General features: G+C 60.7%; 15 protein-coding genes. 11 read left to right on the top strand and 4 right to left on the bottom strand.

Annotated elements, in window-relative coordinates:
• Position 1 precedes the first annotated feature (1 nt).
• Positions 2-1,507, top strand: a complete 1,506-nt coding sequence (gene odhB / locus DX908_RS02070; RefSeq protein WP_116390800.1) for a 2-oxoglutarate dehydrogenase complex dihydrolipoyllysine-residue succinyltransferase — start codon at positions 2-4, stop codon at positions 1,505-1,507.
• A 90-nt stretch (positions 1,508-1,597) separates the two neighbouring features.
• Here the strand turns inward: odhB and DX908_RS02065 are convergent, their stop codons facing one another.
• The 3 genes from DX908_RS02065 to DX908_RS02055 form a co-directional block, all read right to left on the bottom strand.
• Complete coding sequence (locus DX908_RS02065) at positions 1,598-2,056, bottom strand: DUF3617 domain-containing protein (RefSeq protein WP_116390799.1); 459 nt, start codon at positions 2,054-2,056, stop codon at positions 1,598-1,600.
• Between the two features lie 64 nt (positions 2,057-2,120).
• On the bottom strand, positions 2,121-4,025 hold the full coding sequence (locus tag DX908_RS02060; protein WP_116390798.1) for an acyltransferase family protein: 1,905 nt from the start codon (positions 4,023-4,025) through the stop codon (positions 2,121-2,123).
• Between the two features lie 82 nt (positions 4,026-4,107).
• On the bottom strand, positions 4,108-5,385 hold the full coding sequence (locus DX908_RS02055; RefSeq protein WP_147303699.1) for a Xaa-Pro dipeptidase: 1,278 nt from the start codon (positions 5,383-5,385) through the stop codon (positions 4,108-4,110).
• 117 nt (positions 5,386-5,502) lie between these two features.
• Between DX908_RS02055 and DX908_RS02050 the strand changes: the two genes are divergently transcribed.
• The 6 genes from DX908_RS02050 to metB all read left to right on the top strand — a co-directional run bounded on the left by DX908_RS02050 (position 5,503) and on the right by metB (position 11,637).
• Complete coding sequence (locus tag DX908_RS02050; RefSeq protein ID WP_116390797.1) at positions 5,503-5,802, top strand: I78 family peptidase inhibitor; 300 nt, start codon at positions 5,503-5,505, stop codon at positions 5,800-5,802.
• Positions 5,803-5,871: 69 nt separating this feature from the next.
• Positions 5,872-6,690, top strand: a complete 819-nt coding sequence (locus DX908_RS02045) for a hypothetical protein (protein WP_116390796.1) — start codon at positions 5,872-5,874, stop codon at positions 6,688-6,690.
• 58 nt (positions 6,691-6,748) lie between these two features.
• Positions 6,749-8,329, top strand: coding sequence for a glutamine-hydrolyzing GMP synthase (gene guaA, locus DX908_RS02040; RefSeq protein WP_116390795.1), 1,581 nt, complete (start codon positions 6,749-6,751; stop codon positions 8,327-8,329).
• Between the two features lie 30 nt (positions 8,330-8,359).
• Positions 8,360-9,064, top strand: a complete 705-nt coding sequence (locus DX908_RS02035) for an HAD family acid phosphatase (RefSeq protein WP_158548428.1) — start codon at positions 8,360-8,362, stop codon at positions 9,062-9,064.
• Positions 9,065-9,107: 43 nt separating this feature from the next.
• Positions 9,108-10,352: an alkaline phosphatase family protein gene (locus tag DX908_RS02030; protein WP_116390793.1), complete on the top strand. Its 1,245-nt coding sequence runs from the start codon at positions 9,108-9,110 to the stop codon at positions 10,350-10,352.
• Between the two features lie 118 nt (positions 10,353-10,470).
• Entirely contained in the window at positions 10,471-11,637 is a 1,167-nt protein-coding gene (gene metB / locus DX908_RS02025; protein WP_116390792.1) for a cystathionine gamma-synthase, read from the top strand.
• On the opposite strand, the gene DX908_RS02020 is transcribed toward metB, so the two are convergent.
• Entirely contained in the window at positions 11,638-11,997 is a 360-nt protein-coding gene (locus tag DX908_RS02020) for a response regulator (protein ID WP_116390791.1), read from the bottom strand. It abuts the gene before it with no gap.
• 179 nt (positions 11,998-12,176) lie between these two features.
• On the opposite strand from DX908_RS02020, the gene DX908_RS02015 reads away from it, so the two are divergent.
• The 4 genes from DX908_RS02015 to gltX all read left to right on the top strand — a co-directional run bounded on the left by DX908_RS02015 (position 12,177) and on the right by gltX (position 16,226).
• Entirely contained in the window at positions 12,177-12,848 is a 672-nt protein-coding gene (locus DX908_RS02015) for a hypothetical protein (protein ID WP_116390790.1), read from the top strand.
• Positions 12,849-13,086: 238 nt separating this feature from the next.
• The gene (locus DX908_RS02010) at positions 13,087-13,947 is read left to right on the top strand and encodes a hypothetical protein (RefSeq protein WP_147303698.1); all 861 of its coding nucleotides are present in this window, start codon (positions 13,087-13,089) and stop codon (positions 13,945-13,947) included.
• 101 nt (positions 13,948-14,048) lie between these two features.
• Positions 14,049-14,801, top strand: coding sequence for a DUF1499 domain-containing protein (locus tag DX908_RS02005; RefSeq protein ID WP_116390788.1), 753 nt, complete (start codon positions 14,049-14,051; stop codon positions 14,799-14,801).
• A 72-nt stretch (positions 14,802-14,873) separates the two neighbouring features.
• Positions 14,874-16,226 (top strand): glutamate--tRNA ligase, encoded by a 1,353-nt coding sequence (gltX, locus tag DX908_RS02000; RefSeq protein ID WP_116390787.1) that lies wholly within the window; start codon positions 14,874-14,876, stop codon positions 16,224-16,226.
• Positions 16,227-16,236: the final 10 nt, after the last annotated feature.

Here is a 16,236-nt window from a genome sequence, read left to right as displayed (position 1 = left end):
AATGACTGACATCCGCGTCCCCACCCTCGGCGAAAGCGTGACCGAAGCGACCGTCGGCCAGTGGCTGGTCAAGGAAGGCGATACCGTCAACGCCGACGATCCGGTCGTTGAACTTGAGACCGACAAAGTCTCAGTGAATGTACCGGCCCCGTCCGCTGGAACGATCATCAAGATCGCAGCGCAGGAAGGCGACACGGTCGAGCTCGACGCGCTGCTCGCGCAGCTCGAAGAGGGCGCAGGCTCGGCAAAATCCAATGGCTCGGCCAATGGCAACGGCAAGGCTGCTGCGGCCTCAAGCGCTGCCGGTTCCTCCGCAGGCGAAGAGATTGAAGTCGTCGCCCCGTCTTCGGGCGAGAGCGTAACCGAAGCCGATATCGGCGAATGGCTGGTGAAGGTCGGTGATCAGGTCAGCCAGGACGACACGCTGCTCAGCCTTGAAACCGACAAGGCAGCCGTCGATGTGCCGTCTCCGGTCAGCGGCATCGTCAAGGAAATCCGCTTTGACGAAGGCGCGACTGTCACCCCGGGTACGGTACTCGCGATTATTTCGACCTCGGACGATGTGCCGGCCTCGGCGCCCGCCAAACCGGCGGCCCCGGCGCAGAGCAGCTCATCTGCGAGCGCCGCGAAGCTGACCCCGGCATCCGAACGCGTCGTCAAGGAACATGGCGTTGACCCCGCTGGCATCACCGGCACGGGCAAAGATGGCCGCATCACCAAGGGTGATGCCCTCGCTTATGTGAAGAGTGGCGGCGATGCCGCCCAGGCACCTGCGCAAGCCAAACCGGCGGCCCCGCGTGACCTTGGCCCGCGGGAAGAGCGGGTGAAAATGTCCCGCCTGCGCCAGACTATCGCGCGCCGCCTGAAAGAAAGTCAGAACACGGCGGCAATGCTCACCACCTTCAACGATGTCGATATGACGGCGGTGATGGAAACACGCTCTCAGTATAAAGAGCTTTTCGAGAAAAAGCATGGCGTCAAGCTCGGCTTCATGTCCTTCTTCGTCAAAGCCTGCTGCCACGCGCTCCGCGAAATCCCTGACGTCAATGCTGAGATCGACGGCACGGACATCATCTACAAAGACCATTACGATGTCGGCATCGCGGTGGGGACAGAGAAAGGCCTCGTCGTGCCCGTCTTGCGCGATGCGGATCAGAAGTCCCTCGCACAGATCGAGAAGGACATCGCCGATTTCGGTCGCCGTGGCCGTGAAGGCACGCTGACCATGGAAGAGATGCAGGGCGGCACCTTTACCATCACCAATGGCGGCATTTATGGCTCGCTGCTCTCAACGCCAATCCTCAACATGCCGCAATCGGGCATTCTGGGGATGCACCGGATCGAGAAACGCCCCGTGGTCATCAATGACCAGGTGGTCGTCCGTCCCATGATGTATCTCGCGATGAGCTATGATCATCGCATTGTCGACGGCAAAGGTGCGGTGACCTTCCTCGTCCGCGTGAAAGAGAATCTCGAAGATCCGCAACGCCTGCTGCTGGATCTCTGATCCGGCAGCCATTCGGCCAAGCGAATACCAAAACGCCCACGCGACGATTCGGTCACGTGGGCGTTTTCATATTCGAATGTGAGCGGTTCTTTACTCTGTGCACGCACCTTTGCGCTCGCCGGTGACCACGGCATTGATGTCGAGCTGCGTTGCGGCATCTCCGCCCTTGGCACTGAAGACAGTGTGGATCCGGTTGCCTGCGTCATGCACCTTTGTCTCAACAGAGCCGTCGATCTTCTGGCCGTTGGAGATGCAAGACACCTGCATGTTCACAAAGGTCGCATCTGACTGAACCCCCAGAATGGTGCAGCCTTCCTCGAGATCATCTTCATCGGGTTTTAGATCGGCTTCTTCCGCCGTCACACATTTGACTTCTGTACTGACTTGTTCCGGGATGGCGATGGGCACGCCATTGCTGACGACATTCACTTTTGTCTTTGCGACATATTCCCATTCCCCGGGATTGACCTTCGGGAAGACGTCCTGCGCAGAAGCTGCGCCGCCAATGGCGATCAGGGCCGCAAGCCCGGTGAAGAGTGCTTTCGTCATGGGATCCCCCGTTCGTTCGGGGCCAAGCGTAACCCGAGACTCCGGGATTTGCCAATTGTGGAAATTAGCGGATGGCGGCGCTGGAGGGAGAAGCGGTGCCTTGGCTTGCGTCTTCGAGCGCGCGTTCGACTTCCACCGCGAGGAGCCTTGCGCCTTTGAGGCTCAGATGTCCTTGATTGTAATAAAGAACTCCGACGCCGTCGCTATAGACCCGGCATTTCTCTTCATCACAGAAGAGACCCGCCGGGCTGACGCCGATCAGGCCATTCTCCGCCACAAACTGCGCAAGGTCGCGCGCCAGATGGCCGCTTTTCTGCTCATACCGTTGCCGGGAGATGCCGGAATTCTCAGGCGCACCGCCGGCGCGAACGTCGAGCGCGAGTTTCGACGGCGGGTCGAAATCCATGGTCGGGATCGGATAGACGAAGACGACTTGTTTGCCAGCGGATTTAAGATCGAGAGCGGTCCGCTTCAGCCCGGCAATCGTGTCCATGGCAAAATCATCCGACCCATGAAGGTTTGAAACGAGAAGAATCGTCTTCATCGCCGGATCCGCTTTCATCGCCGCGAGGGTCGAGGCGATCTGGGCATTGCAGAGCTCATAGCGGCTCATGCTGGCCGGGCACCCCGACATGGTGATCGAGCGCACGGCGCGGCCATTATCGGCGAGCTCCTCGCCCAGCATCATGGCGAGCTCCGTGCCGTGACTGTCGCCCCAGATCGCGACCGAGGCAGGGGTGTCTTCGGCGCCATAGACGCATGTGTCCGCGTAAGGGATGGGGCGGTCCGAGCGCATGTGACAGCGGGGCCGATCGGGATTGTAATCCTGAGAGGCGGCAAGATAGGCCTGCAGCTCCGGCGAGAACCGTCCGGGTACACCATCATTGAGATAGATTGGTAAGGCAATGGCGACCGACCCTGCCATAGCGATGACGCCTTTGGGCAGGATGAAGCGCTGTTTCGAGCGTAGGAAAGGCTGCTCAATGAACCGGTAGGAAGCGCCCGCCGCCCCAAAGGCAAGGATGATCGCGATGAGGATCGCCAGCATCGAGCCGGGAAACATGAATTTGGCAAAGACCAGCAGCGGCCAGTGCCAGAGATAGAGGGAGTAGGAGATATCGCCGACCCACACCATCGGGCCATTCGAGATCAGCCTGTTTGCGAATGCATCTTTGGAGACAAGCAGTGCTGCGGTCGACAGGCAAGGCAGGAGGGCGAGCACCCCCGGAAAGGGCGAACCCGCAGAAACGAACAGGAAGCTGACCGCCATGCCGGGCAGGGCTGCTGCGCCGAGAACGCGTTGGCTAAGCCCGCTGACCCATCCCTTGCGGTCGATCAACACACAGAGCGATCCGATGAGCAACTCAAACGCGCGGGAGGCGGGGTGATAAAAAGCAACATCGCCATCGGTCATCACCCAGCGTTGGGACGCAACGAGCGAAAGAACTGCGAGCCCCGCCAGCACTTGCCACATCATCGGTTTAGCAAAACGGTGAAGCGCCCAGAGCAGTGGTGGGAAAAGAAGATAGAACTGTTCCTCCACCCCCAGGGACCAAGTGTGCAGAAGCGGCATCAACTCCGCCTGCAGATCAAAATAATCGGTCTGGTCGAGGAAATAGAAATTCGAGACAAACAGCGTCGTGAAGAATTGCGACTCGACGAGTTCAATCAGCAGCGTCGGCGGGAACAGGATCAGCCCGCCAAGAAGCGTGAAGGCCATCACCGTATAGAGCGCGGGGAACAGCCGCCGCACCCGCCGTCGGTAGAAATCGAGGATCGAGAACCGGCCTTCTTCCATCGGGCGCAGAAGGATCCCGGTGATCAGATAGCCCGAGACGACAAAGAAGACATCGACGCCGGTAAACCCGCCGGGCAGGGCGCTGCCCAGCCCGTGAAAGAGGACGACGGCCAGCACCGCAATCGCGCGAAGGCCCTGAATATCCAGTCTTTTTGACTTGGGGTGCCCCATTTGCCGCCCTGAAATCCTGCCACGGGAATCGAAGCGGCAGGACTAGCCGGTCCTGCCGCGCCGGGCAAATGGCGCCGTTACGTTAGCGGGCGTCTTTGTAGACCTTCCCGTCCCTCATCACGAAATCAACACCCTCAAGGGCCGTGATGTCCTCCAGCGGATCGCCAGTCACCGCGACGATATCGGCGGCATAGCCCGGCGTGATCTGGCCCAGCCATTCGCCCTGGCCGAGGACTTCTGCGGCTGTGATCGTTGCGGCGCGGATCGCCTGCAGCTCGGTCATGCCGAAGCGGACCATGCGGGAGAACTGCTTGGGATTATCGCCATGCGGATAAACGGCAGAATCAGAGCCGAAGACGACCGTGACCCCGGCCTCGACTGCGCGGGTGAAGCTCTCGCGCTGGCGGCCGCCGACAACGCGTTCCTTGGCAAGCGATTCCTCGAGCATCCCGGCCTTCTCGCCTTCGCCTAAGATATATTCCGTGTTGTAGATATCCATCGAGAGGGCCGTGCCGTGGCGTTTCGCCAGCCGGATCGCCTCGTCGTCAAGGAAGCTTGAATGCTCGATCGTGTCGACGCCGCCACGGATCGCGGCCTTGATGCCTTCGGTGCCGTGCGAGTGCGAGGCGACTTTCAGCCCCCGCATATGGGCTTCCTCAACGACGGCGCGGATTTCTTCCTCCGTCATCTGCTGAACGCCGGGGATCGTGCCTTTCGAGAGAACGCCGCCCGTCGAGCAGATCTTGATCAGGTCGGCGCCATATTTGATGTTCTGGCGGACTTTCGCGCGCAACGCCCATGGGCCGTCGGCAACGCCTTCGCCAACGGCTTCGGCCTCGGGCGGCAGGAGGTTATTGTCAGAGCAATGTCCGCCCGTGCCGCCTAGCGAGACCGTGGCCGCGAAGATCCGTGGGCCATCAATCTCGCCCCGATTGATCGCGTCGCGTACGGAGGTAATTTCATAGCCGCCGCTGCCAAGGTTCCGTACCGTGGTGAACCCAGCGGCGAGCGTCTTCTCGCCATTGACGATGGCGGTCACCGCCTTGTCGCCAGAGCTGACCCCAAGACGGCGATAGCCATGAAGAGTCGCTTTGCCGGTCAGGTGGGTGTGCATGTCGATGAACCCCGGCAGCAGCGTGTGGCCGGGCAGGTCGATTACTTCTGCATTCGCCGGGGCGGTAAGAGCGCCTTGCGTGCCGATCTCCATGATCGTCCCATCGGTGATCAGGATCGCCGGGTTCTCGACATAGCGGCCGGTTTTGACATCCAGCATCCGTCCGGCGGTCAGATAGACCGTTTCGGCAGCGGCGGGGGCGGTCAGGCCGGCAACGGCAAGGATCAGCAGGAATAGTGCGCGCATCTGGATCTCCGAATTCAGGACGATAGCTACGCTAGCCGAGATTCTGTCCTCCGTCCCCCTTGGGGTCGTGCGGCGGATGCGCATATAGAAAGGGAGCAACCATCCGGGGAACGACCGATGCGCCTATTCAATTTCGCCCTTCTGCCCGTCGCCGCCATGGCTCTCTCGGCCTGCGTCATCATCGTCGATAATGATGATGATCATGATTACACGCCAAAGGATGAGCCCGTCGATGAATGCGGCGCTGCGGATTATCAGAGCCTTGTCGGCAGCCCGATTGCAGCCGTCACGCTGCCCGATGACCTCAATGCCCGGATCATTCATCCCGGCGACATGGTGACCAAGGATTACCGCCTCGACCGGCTCAATATCGATGTCGATGAAGACGGCAATGTCACCCGCGTCTATTGCGGCTGAGGCGGGCGGTAAGCCTTCCTTCAGATAAACGCGAGAAAATCCTGCCAGCCCTCTGGCAGGATAACCCGCATGATCAACGGTTTCGGCAATTCGGCGACTCTCAGCCTGTTCTCGGCTACCTCCAAGCCGGGCGGCCTGACGGAACTCCTGACGGCCAGCACCCGCGAAAGCGAGGCGATCGAGGAGAAAACCAAGGCGATGGCCTCCATCGCTGAGACCCTCGACCGGATGACCGATCCCGCAGCCAAGCTCTCCCGTGCGCAGGCGACACTCCAGCGTGAGATGACCCGCGCGGAAACCGAGCTTGAAGCCCTCAAATTCCTCAAAGTGATTGACCCCGAAGCCGCCGCTCGTGCGGCCGAGGACATCCTTGCGCGGCTCGACCGCGCGGTCTCGGCCTATTCGGCGAGCGTCAAATCCCTCAGCAGCAATGCGATTTCCTCATCCTATTCGCCTGAGAGCACGGCCAATGCCCTTAAAGCCGCTGCCCAGAAGGTCCTGAGCCAGCAACCGGCGCCGGAGGCACCGCCGGATGTTCCCGATCCCGAAGCCGTCCGGGCGCAGCTCAAATCGGACCTCCTTGCGCAGATCGATCAGATAAAAGCTGAACGCGAGGAGACCCTCGACGCCCTCAAGCTCGATATCGAGGACGTGGAGGTCAGCGATTCCAAATCGAAATCGCATGATGAGTTTCTTGAGAGCCTACGCCAGCTTGTGACCCGCATCGCCTCAGTCGCGGAGGGGGCAGAAGACGACGATGAAGGCGAAGATCCCGCCGTCATTGAGGGCCGCATCCGGGAGTCGATCCAAAAGGCGGCGCAGGCGGTGACCTCCTTGCTCCGCTCCGGCAAGATCTCAGAGCTGCCGAAAATCGACGCTCGCCTCTAGTTAGTCTTCATTGCCTGCCGGGACTTGAGCCCTTTCGCGGACGGGACTAGACCGCGACATGGAACACACGACGCCCGACCCCTCCCGCCATCACGAACGCATTCTGGTCATCGACTTCGGCAGCCAGGTCACCCAGCTGATCGCCCGGCGCCTGCGCGAAGACGGGATTTATTGCGAAATCCATCCCTTCAATCTGGTCGATGCGGCCTTCCTTGCCGATTACGGCCCCAAGGGGATCATCCTCTCGGGTGGGCCTGCCAGTACACGGATTGAAACAAGCCCCCGCGCGACTGAAGAAGTCTTCACCTTCGGCGTGCCGATCCTTGGCATCTGCTATGGCGAGCAGACCATCGTTGCGCAGCTTGGCGGGGAAGTTGAAACCGCTGATCATCGCGAATTCGGCCGGGCCGAAGTCGAGGTCGTTGAATCAAGCCCGCTGTTCCAAGGGCTTTGGGCGAAAGGCGGCAAATATCCGGTCTGGATGAGCCATGGCGACCGCGTTGTCGAACTTCCCGAGGGCTTTCATCCGATCGCGATCACGCCATCTGCTCCGTATGCGGCAATTGCCGATGAGGCGCGCAGCGTCTACGGCGTCCAGTTCCACCCGGAGGTCGTGCACACCCTAGATGGTGCGCGGCTCCTCTCGAACTTCACCCGGAACATCTGCGGCTGTCACGGCGACTGGACCATGGCGGCCTTCCGTGAGGAGATGACCGCGAAGATCCGTGATCAGGTCGGCGATGGCCGGGTGATCTGCGGGCTCTCCGGCGGTGTTGATTCCGCCGTCGCTGCGGTCCTGATCCATGAAGCGATCGGCAGCCAGTTGACCTGCGTTTTTGTCGATACCGGCCTGATGCGGGCAGGCGAAGCCGAAGAAGTCGTCTCGCTCTTCCGGGGGCATTACAATATCCCGCTGGTTCATGTGGAGGCGGAGGATCTGTTCCTCGGCAAGCTCGACGGCGTTGATGATCCCGAGCGCAAACGCAAGATTATCGGCGGCACCTTCATCGATGTCTTCGAGGAAGAGGCAAAGAAAATCGGCGGCGCGGATTTCCTTGCGCAAGGTACGCTGTACCCGGATGTGATTGAAAGCGTCAGCTTCGATGGCGGCCCCTCGGTCACGATCAAATCGCACCATAATGTCGGCGGCCTGCCCGAGCGCATGAACATGAAGCTCGTCGAACCCTTGCGCGAGCTCTTCAAGGACGAGGTGCGGGCACTGGGCCGGGAGCTTGGCCTGCCCGAAGCCTTTGTCGGCCGGCACCCCTTTCCGGGCCCGGGGCTTGCGATCCGCATTCCTGGTGCGGTCAGCAAGGAAAAGGCGGATATCCTCCGCAAGGCGGATGCGATCTATCTCGACCAGATCCGCAAAGAGGGTCTCTATGACGAGATATGGCAGGCTTTCGCCGTTCTCCTCCCGGTACGGACGGTCGGCGTGATGGGCGATGAGCGTACCTATGACTGGGTGCTGGCCTTGCGTGCGGTGACCTCGACCGACGGAATGACAGCGGACAGCTATGCTTTCAGCCATGACTTCCTGTCGCGGACGGCAACGCGTATCATCAATGAGGTGCGCGGCATCAACCGCGTCACCTATGATGTGACCTCCAAACCTCCCGGCACAATCGAGTGGGAATAGGCTGGGGAGCAATTCTGGGAGATGAAGACGATGCGGATGTTGATCCTTGCCCTGACGGGTGTTCTTGCGGCCTGCGCCACAACTGAAGCGCCGGGGCCGTCTGTCGAGTTGAAGCCCGAGACGGCATGGGTCGCGGCGAATGAGGGCTGGGCCGAAGAGGCCGAGGCCGTCTATGCGGGGGCCACAAGTTATGTGCTTGAAGCCGCGGCGGGACTGCCGCCCAAAGGCTGGGCCGTGGTGCTCGATCTTGATGAGACCGTGATCAACAATGTCGCCTACCAGATTGCCCGTGAGGAGCTGGGCGAGGGCTACACCCCTGAGAGCTGGTATGAATGGACGCAAGAAGAGGCGGCGACACTGGTCCCCGGTGTCGCGAGCTTTCTCGAAGCGGTGAATGACGCCGGCGGCCATGTCGCCTTTGTCACCAACCGCTCGGACAAGGAGCAGCTGGCGACCGAGAACAATCTTGCGGCGCTTGGTCTCAAGCGGGGAGAGGACTTCCGTGTTCTGATGACCCGCGCGCGCCCCGATGGGGTCAGCGCCAAGGATGCCCGCTATGACCTCGTGCCGCCACTCCTCGCGGTGCAGGGCTACCCCGGTGTCGAGATCATCGCCTATCTGGGTGATAATAAGGGCGACAAGCCCGCGAGCCCCGGCGACTGGGCATTCTTCTGCATCGACCAGGGCGCCATGTATGGCGACCCGTGTGCCGCCGTTCCCGGACCGGGCCGCTGAGCGCCCGTGATGCCATCGTCACAAAACTGAGTTAGTGAGCCCCATGCGCGATCTGAAAAATCTCTGCCTCATCGGGCTTATGCTGGCGGCTGCGGCATGTGCCTCCACACCTGAGCCTGCCGCTGATCCTGTCGTGGAGGCCGCGAGCGGCACCCGCACGATCCTGATCTCGATTGACGGCTTCCGGCCTGATTATCTTGATCGCGGCGCCACGCCGGTCATGTTGGCTATGGCCGAAGAAGGCGCGCGCGGGGTCATGCAGCCGTCTTTCCCGTCAAAGACCTTCCCCAACCATTACACGCTCATCACCGGTCTGACTCCGGATCATCACGGCGTCATCAACAACACGATGGAAGACCCCTCAAAGCCGGGTCAGACCTTCCAGATCTGGGACCGGAAAGTCGCCGAGGACCCTGACTGGTGGGAGGGCGGCACGCCGCTCTGGGTCACCGCCGAACAGCAGGGGGTGAAGTCTGCGACCATGTTCTGGCCGGGCTCGGACTATGTCATTCACGACACACGGCCGGGGATTTATGAGAATTTCGATCAGAAGCTGCCGGATTTCGCGCGTGTCGACCTTGTGCTCTCATGGCTCGATCAACCGCCTGCGGAGCAACCCGAATTCATGACCCTCTATTTCGACATCGTCGATACGGCAGGGCATCTTTACGGGCCGGAGAGCCCAAAGACGACTTCCGCTGCGGCGCAGGTCGATGCCGCCATCGGCCGGCTGATGGATGGGCTTGCGGCGCGCGGGCTTGCCGAGACGACGAATATCGTCATCGTTGCCGATCACGGCATGGCGCCCATCGCCGATGACCGGATCGCGTCGCTTGATGACCTCATCGCACCGGAGAAAGTCCGTGTCGTCTTCAACGGTGCCTTCATCGGCGTGATGCCGGAGCCGGCCCATAAGGACGAGGTTGAGGCGGCGCTGCTTGGGCGTCAGGACCATGCCGAATGCTGGCGTAAAAGCGAGCTGCCCGCGCGGTTCGTTTACGGCACGCACCCCCGCGTTCCGGCGATCATCTGCCTTGCTGATACGGGTTGGCGATATGAGTCCTCCGGCATGACGGTCTGGCGTAATTCGGGTGGCGACCATGGCTATGATCCGGCCGACCCTCTGATGCATGCGATCTTCATCGCGCATGGTCCGGCCTTCCGCGAAGGGGTGACGCTCAAGCTCTTCGAGAATACGTCTGTCTATCCACTGCTCGCTCATCTCATCGGAGTCGAGCCCGTGGCCAATGACGGCAATCTGAAGGACATGTCCCGCGCGCTGAAATAGTCAAAGGCGCATCAGCAGAACTGCCGCGCGCTTCAGTTGACTTTCAGGGCCATTCCCGACACGCCATTTCCCCTTGATCGGGCGCAATATGCGCCAGCGACGACAGGGATGATGGGACATGTCCTCTCCGAAAGAGCCGAAAAATCCGTCAACGGAGCTGTGCCGCGCAGGGGTCGTCAAAGACCCGGCCTATAAGGCGGTCTCACCGCCGCTTTATCTCTCAACGACATTCGGCTGGGACGATGCGACCACCCGCCCACCTTTCGACTACGCGCGCTCCGGCAATCCGACGCGGGCCCTGCTGGAAGAGACCCTCGCCGAACTCGAAGGCGGGGCGAGGGGGATTGTCTGTGCGACCGGCATGGCGGCCATCGGCCTGCCGCTGACAATTTTATCACCGGGCGATGTCCTGATCGCGCCGCATGACTGCTATGGCGGCACGCACCGCCTGCTGACGGCGCTGGCAAAGAAGAACCATTTCGAGGTTCTGTTCATCGACCAGACGGACAAGGCAGCACTCGATGCCGCTTTTGCGCGTACACCAAAAATGGTGCTGATTGAGACACCGTCAAACCCGCTGCTGCGGATCACGGATATCGCAGACGTGGTAGCGCGGGCAAAGAAAGCCGGAGCCCTGACGGCCATCGACAACACCTTCATGTCGCCGGTCTTGCAACAGCCATTGGCGCTTGGCTGCGATATCGTCATTCATTCGACCACGAAATATATCAACGGCCATAGCGACATTGTCGGCGGCGCGGTCGTTGCGAAGGATGCGAGCTTGGGCGAGGAGCTAGCCTGGTGGGCGAACTGTATGGGCGTCATTGGCGCACCGTTTGACAGCTTCATGACCTTGCGCGGGATCAGAACGCTTTCTGTGCGGATGGAACGCCAGCAGGCAACGGCAGGCGCACTGGCCGAACGGCTCGATGCTGACCCCCGCGTTGCGCGGGTCTATTATCCGGGGCTCAAATCCCATCCGGGCCATGAGGTCGCCACCCGCCAGCAGAACGGCTTTGGCGCCATGCTGAGCGCAGAGCTGGTATCTGATGCGGATACGGATAAATTCCTTGCTGCGCTCGATGTCATCACGCTGGCCGAGTCGCTTGGCGGTTTTGAGAGCCTTGTCTGCCTGCCGGACAGCATGACCCATGCGGGCATGGCGCCGGAAGCGCGGCTGGAAGCGGGGATCACCCCGACGCTGGCACGTTTCTCGATCGGGCTCGAAGATGAGGGCGATCTCTGGGCGGATCTTGATGCGGCGCTCGCCGCCGCCGTCGGCTGATCAGTGAAGCGCGGCCGGTTTGCGGCCAAAATGCCGGGCCGCCATCAGAACAAGCCGGATCTCGTCAACCCCGCCCTGATCTTTGAGGACCCGCCACTGGCCGGGCTGGGCCTGATCAAATGCGCCGCAGAGCCAGACTTTCCCCTTCGTCCGCTGACGGAAGGTCGGATCGGCATGATCGGCTTCTTCAGAGAGGGCAGCATCGAGAAAAATGATATCCGCCGTCCGGTCCCGACCCATTACCGCGAAGGCCGCATCAGCGCCCGTGACGATGCCCGTCACCCGGCCGCCGGCGCGGGCGACCTGTTCAGCAAGCGAGAGCGCTAGATCAGGATCGGTCTGGGCAATCAGGACATTCATCAGCGGCCTCATTTTTTCACCCGACAGGGTTAACCGTGCCCATGGGCTAAAACCGTTTTGCGGCCAGTCGATGGCGGTGCGCCTCCACATTCCCGCCCAAATGGTTACCAGCTCTTGCTTTGACCTCCGGTGCAGGCGGTCCTACCTCTCTCTAGGTCGCTTTCTTTGAGGACCCTCAATTGTTCCGTGCTGCGCTTCTCGTCCTGTCTGCTTTGTCCACCGGCGTGTCGGTGGGCCGCAAGGCGGTCGCGCGCGAAATCGACAAGCGCAAGACCAACATCATCGAGACCGCATCCGCCGAAGCCCGTGAGCGGATCCGCGAGCAGGCACGGCATGTTGTCACCTCGGGCACACGTGCCTTCATGCGCCGCGTCCTCATCAAAGCGCTGATCCTGTCGGTGATCTGGTTCGTTCATTGGGGCGGCTATCTGCCGGGGGCGGGGTTCCGAGTCATCATGACGGCGGCGATCCTCTGCTTCATCATTTATGACCTGATCACCAGCTGGCCCACGCTGCGGCTAGTCGCGATGGAGATCAAAAAGCACGGGCCGCGCCCCAAACGGGCAGTGACAGAACTGGTCGCCGCGCAGGTCTTCGAGGAAGTTCTCAAAGAGATCGACAATAGGGAGGAGGCGGGCTGGCACGAGAAACTCCTCCTCGGCCTTGCTGGACGGGACATGTCGGCAATGTCGCGAGAGATTGCGGCAGCGGTCGCGCAGACAGCGCGCGAGTCGAGCTGGCAGGACATCCGTCCGTTCATCGTCAGCGCCGCAATACGTATCGTTTCGCTGATGCTTCTTTATTCGGCTTTTGCCGCCTTAATGATGTTCCGGGCGACGCATACGGGCTGACCGCCACATTTTAGCCTCATTTGGGTCAAGTTTGGCCTTAATTCCCACAGAAAATTAACCCTGCCCTGATATGGTCACATTCACGACATCGTCTGGCGCGATCCTTGCGCCTGAGATGCCGGATTAAGTCTCTGGTGGATTTCTCATGCACTTTTGTGCCGAGTCTGCTAGAACCGGGGTGCTGCGGGGGCAGTGTTATAGGGAACCAGCGTGAAAGCTGGACGTTGAGATGTTCGCCATGCGAAAATACATCTCTGTAATTGCTGGACTTTCCTGCCTTGCGGCGGGGAGTATTGCGTCTGCGCAGCTTGTCGAGAGCGATATCGACTATAGCCAGCTTCTCGAAGACCATAAGCGCCAGCAGGAAGAACAATGGCGGCCGCTTTTCGAGGTCATGCTCCTCGAAGATGACGAGACCGTCGAGACGCCAGCCCAGAGTCGGCTCGCCTCCGAAGACACTCATGCTTCGCAAACAGCGCTGTTCCTTCCGGATGAAGACGGCAAGGGTGGCCTTTTGCTGTTGCCTCGCAAGGACGAATTCGACCTCATTCTCTCTGCTAACAACAAAACCTGTTCTGACGCGCGTCCATCCTCAGACCAGCTCCAGAATCGTGCAGCAGCTTATGCCGGGGACGGTGCCAGCTTTGCGCTGCGCGGCGTGCCGAGTGACTGCGATGCCGGCGGCTTCGCCTTCTCTTCCGAAGGCCAAAACGATGAGTCAGATATCGGGGTTTATCTCTCCCCGGCGCTGGCTGAATGTCTTGATGGCGCCTGTACCCTTCGCGGGGTGAAGGGTGAGATCCGGGTCGGTGAGCTTAAAGAATCCGAAGATGGCAAGAACAGCTGGTACATGTACGCCGCCGCGGACGGCACCCGTGTTGTCTGGGATGAGCGCCCCTCTGGCATTCTTGACCTTCAGAATTCCGTCGATGTCTCTGACAGCCTGACCATGGGTGATCTTGAGGCCGGGATCCTGCTCTCTCGCGGCACCGCCGATCTGTCACTCAACTATGTCCACCGCCGGTCGAAATTTTCGACCTGGGACGACAAGGTCGTCGACAATGCCGACTATATCGGCGTGAAGATCAGCTTCGACTGATCCCTCGCGGGATAACCGCACATTCCCCTTAAAGGATTTTCCGGCTAAATCGGCCTGACCAGACGCGTGAAAGCGCGCACGGGTTTCATGAGGGAGTTTCCATGCCGCGTTTTCTGCTGCCTGCGCTGGTGTTTGCCGGTGCCTTGCCCGCACTGATCTATGGCGGTCTGACGCTCGGTTTCCGCGCCGGCGCCATTGACCTTGGAACGCTGTTCGGCACGCTTGTCGGTGCGAACCGCTCACTTGGGTGGCTCCTGATCGCGCTGCTCGTCGCTGCTGCTGCTGAGCTCCTGCTCGCTGTCTTCATCCTCATAAAGGGCCGCCGCGGCCTGATGGGCCCGGCCATTGCCTTCGGTATCATCTCGCTCACCATGGCGCTCGGGCCGATCCAGATGTTCAAGACAGCCCAGGACGTCCCCCCGATCCATGACATTACGACAGATGTCAGCGATCCACCGGTATTCGTTTCGACCGCACCGATGCGCAAAGAGGGCATGAACCCGGCAGAATACGACACCGAACAGACCGCCCAACAGCTCGAAGCCTATCCTGACATCGTGCCGATTGAGGTCGCGGTTGATGCCGATGTCGCCTTTGACGCTTCGCTGAAAGCAGCGCGCGCCATTGGGCTTGAGCTTTTGACCAAGGACAAGAGCCGCGGCCTGATCGAGGGGACCGCCACGACGCGCTGGTTCGGCTTCAGGGATGATGTCGTCATCCGCGTTCGCCCGACAGATGAGGGGTCGGTCATCGACATCCGCTCGAAATCCCGCATCGGGCGGTCCGATATCGGCGCCAACGCTGACCGGATCCGTGAGCTGCGGCGCCTCATCCTTGATGAGCTGGCGGAATAGTTGCCAGTGTTTGCCTTCCTGTGCGGGGGGGAGTAGACCCCCGCTTCGGCTGAAAAATTCAAGAGAACATAAATGACGGTCAAGGTCCGCTTCGCCCCGTCCCCGACGGGCAAGCTGCATGTAGGGAATATCCGCGCAGCGCTTTTCAACTGGCTCTTTGCGAAGAAAGAGGGCGGCAGCTTCCTCCTGCGTTCCGATGATACGGACAAGGAGCGTTCGACCGTCGAGTATGAGGAACTTATCCAGAAAGACCTCGCCTGGCTTGGTCTTGTCCATGATGAATTCGCGCGCCAGTCAGAGCGCTTTGGCGTCTATGAAGATGTCGCCGATCACCTGATGAGCGAGGGTCTGCTCTATCCCTGCTACGAGACGGCTGAGGAGCTTGACCGCAAACGCAAGTTGCAGCGTGCCCGTGGCCTGCCGCCGGTCTATGACCGTGCCGCCCTTGAGCTGACTGAGAATGAACGCGCCGCCCTCGAAGAAGAGGGTCGCAAGCCGCATTATCGTTTCAAACTGTCGCGCTCGGAAGTCTCATGGGACGATCTCATCCGGGGGGAGACGAAACTCGACACCTCGACGATTTCCGACCCGGTCCTGATCCGTGAGGACGGCCAGTTCCTCTACACCCTGCCGTCCTGCGTCGATGATATCGATTTTGGCATCACGCACGTCATCCGGGGTGAGGATCACGTCACCAATACCGCCGCGCAGGTTGAGGTCTTCCGGGCCCTGATCGAATACCGCGGCGATGGCATCATGCCGAGCTTTGCGCACCATTCGCTGCTGGTCGGCAAGGATGGGGAAGGGCTGTCCAAACGCTTGGGCTCGCTCTCGATCTCCGCCATGCGAGAAGCCGGGCTTGAGCCTGAAGCGATTACCTCGCTCCTTTCACGGCTCGGGACATCGGATCCGATCGAGCCTCGCATCTCCATGGAGGAGATGGCTGAAGGATTTGATTTCGGCCGCATGGGCCGCGCGCCCGCCCGCTTCGACATGGATGAGCTGCACCAGCTCAATGCGAAGATCCTGCACATGATGCCCTATGAGCGCATGGAAGAGCGGCTTGAAGAAGCCGGTGTCTCTCAGGAACTTTGGGAAACGGCCAAGGGCAATATCGAGCTATTCTCCGATATCGGACAATGGCGCGATGTCGTGATGGGCGAGATCGACCCTGTCATCGATGATGAGGACAAGGCTGTCACCGATGCTGCCGCCGCAGCTGTCCCTCAAGGCGAGATCACCGAAGCCGACTGGCAGGCGCTGATCGAGAAGGTGAAGACTGAGACAGGCGCCAAGGGGAAGAAGCTCTTCATGCCGCTGCGCAAGGCCCTGACCGGGGCCGAGCACGGCCCGGAAATGGGCCCGATCTTCGCACTGATAGGGGCGGAGAAGGCTCGGGCGCGATTTGCGGGCAAGCGGGCGTAAGCTCAGCCGC

Origin of the sequence: Parvularcula marina, from assembly GCF_003399445.1 — a bacterium.
Classification (GTDB): domain Bacteria; phylum Pseudomonadota; class Alphaproteobacteria; order Caulobacterales; family Parvularculaceae; genus Parvularcula; species Parvularcula marina.
The sequence above is the reverse complement of the archived record's forward strand: the minus strand, read 5'-3'. Positions and strand labels throughout refer to the sequence as shown.

What these genes read in the sequence shown, in the direction of transcription:
- odhB (WP_116390800.1), top strand. Translation starts at nt 2, where the DNA reads ATGACTGACATCCGCGTCCCCACCCTCGGCGAAAGCGTGACCGAAGCG.
- DX908_RS02065 (WP_116390799.1), bottom strand. Translation starts at nt 2,056, where the DNA reads ATGACGAAAGCACTCTTCACCGGGCTTGCGGCCCTGATCGCCATTGGC.
- DX908_RS02060 (WP_116390798.1), bottom strand. Translation starts at nt 4,025, where the DNA reads ATGGGGCACCCCAAGTCAAAAAGACTGGATATTCAGGGCCTTCGCGCG.
- DX908_RS02055 (WP_147303699.1), bottom strand. Translation starts at nt 5,385, where the DNA reads ATGCGCGCACTATTCCTGCTGATCCTTGCCGTTGCCGGCCTGACCGCC.
- DX908_RS02050 (WP_116390797.1), top strand. Translation starts at nt 5,503, where the DNA reads ATGCGCCTATTCAATTTCGCCCTTCTGCCCGTCGCCGCCATGGCTCTC.
- DX908_RS02045 (WP_116390796.1), top strand. Translation starts at nt 5,872, where the DNA reads ATGATCAACGGTTTCGGCAATTCGGCGACTCTCAGCCTGTTCTCGGCT.
- guaA (WP_116390795.1), top strand. Translation starts at nt 6,749, where the DNA reads ATGGAACACACGACGCCCGACCCCTCCCGCCATCACGAACGCATTCTG.
- DX908_RS02035 (WP_158548428.1), top strand. Translation starts at nt 8,360, where the DNA reads ATGCGGATGTTGATCCTTGCCCTGACGGGTGTTCTTGCGGCCTGCGCC.
- DX908_RS02030 (WP_116390793.1), top strand. Translation starts at nt 9,108, where the DNA reads ATGCGCGATCTGAAAAATCTCTGCCTCATCGGGCTTATGCTGGCGGCT.
- metB (WP_116390792.1), top strand. Translation starts at nt 10,471, where the DNA reads ATGTCCTCTCCGAAAGAGCCGAAAAATCCGTCAACGGAGCTGTGCCGC.
- DX908_RS02020 (WP_116390791.1), bottom strand. Translation starts at nt 11,997, where the DNA reads ATGAATGTCCTGATTGCCCAGACCGATCCTGATCTAGCGCTCTCGCTT.
- DX908_RS02010 (WP_147303698.1), top strand. Translation starts at nt 13,087, where the DNA reads ATGCGAAAATACATCTCTGTAATTGCTGGACTTTCCTGCCTTGCGGCG.
- DX908_RS02005 (WP_116390788.1), top strand. Translation starts at nt 14,049, where the DNA reads ATGCCGCGTTTTCTGCTGCCTGCGCTGGTGTTTGCCGGTGCCTTGCCC.
- gltX (WP_116390787.1), top strand. Translation starts at nt 14,874, where the DNA reads ATGACGGTCAAGGTCCGCTTCGCCCCGTCCCCGACGGGCAAGCTGCAT.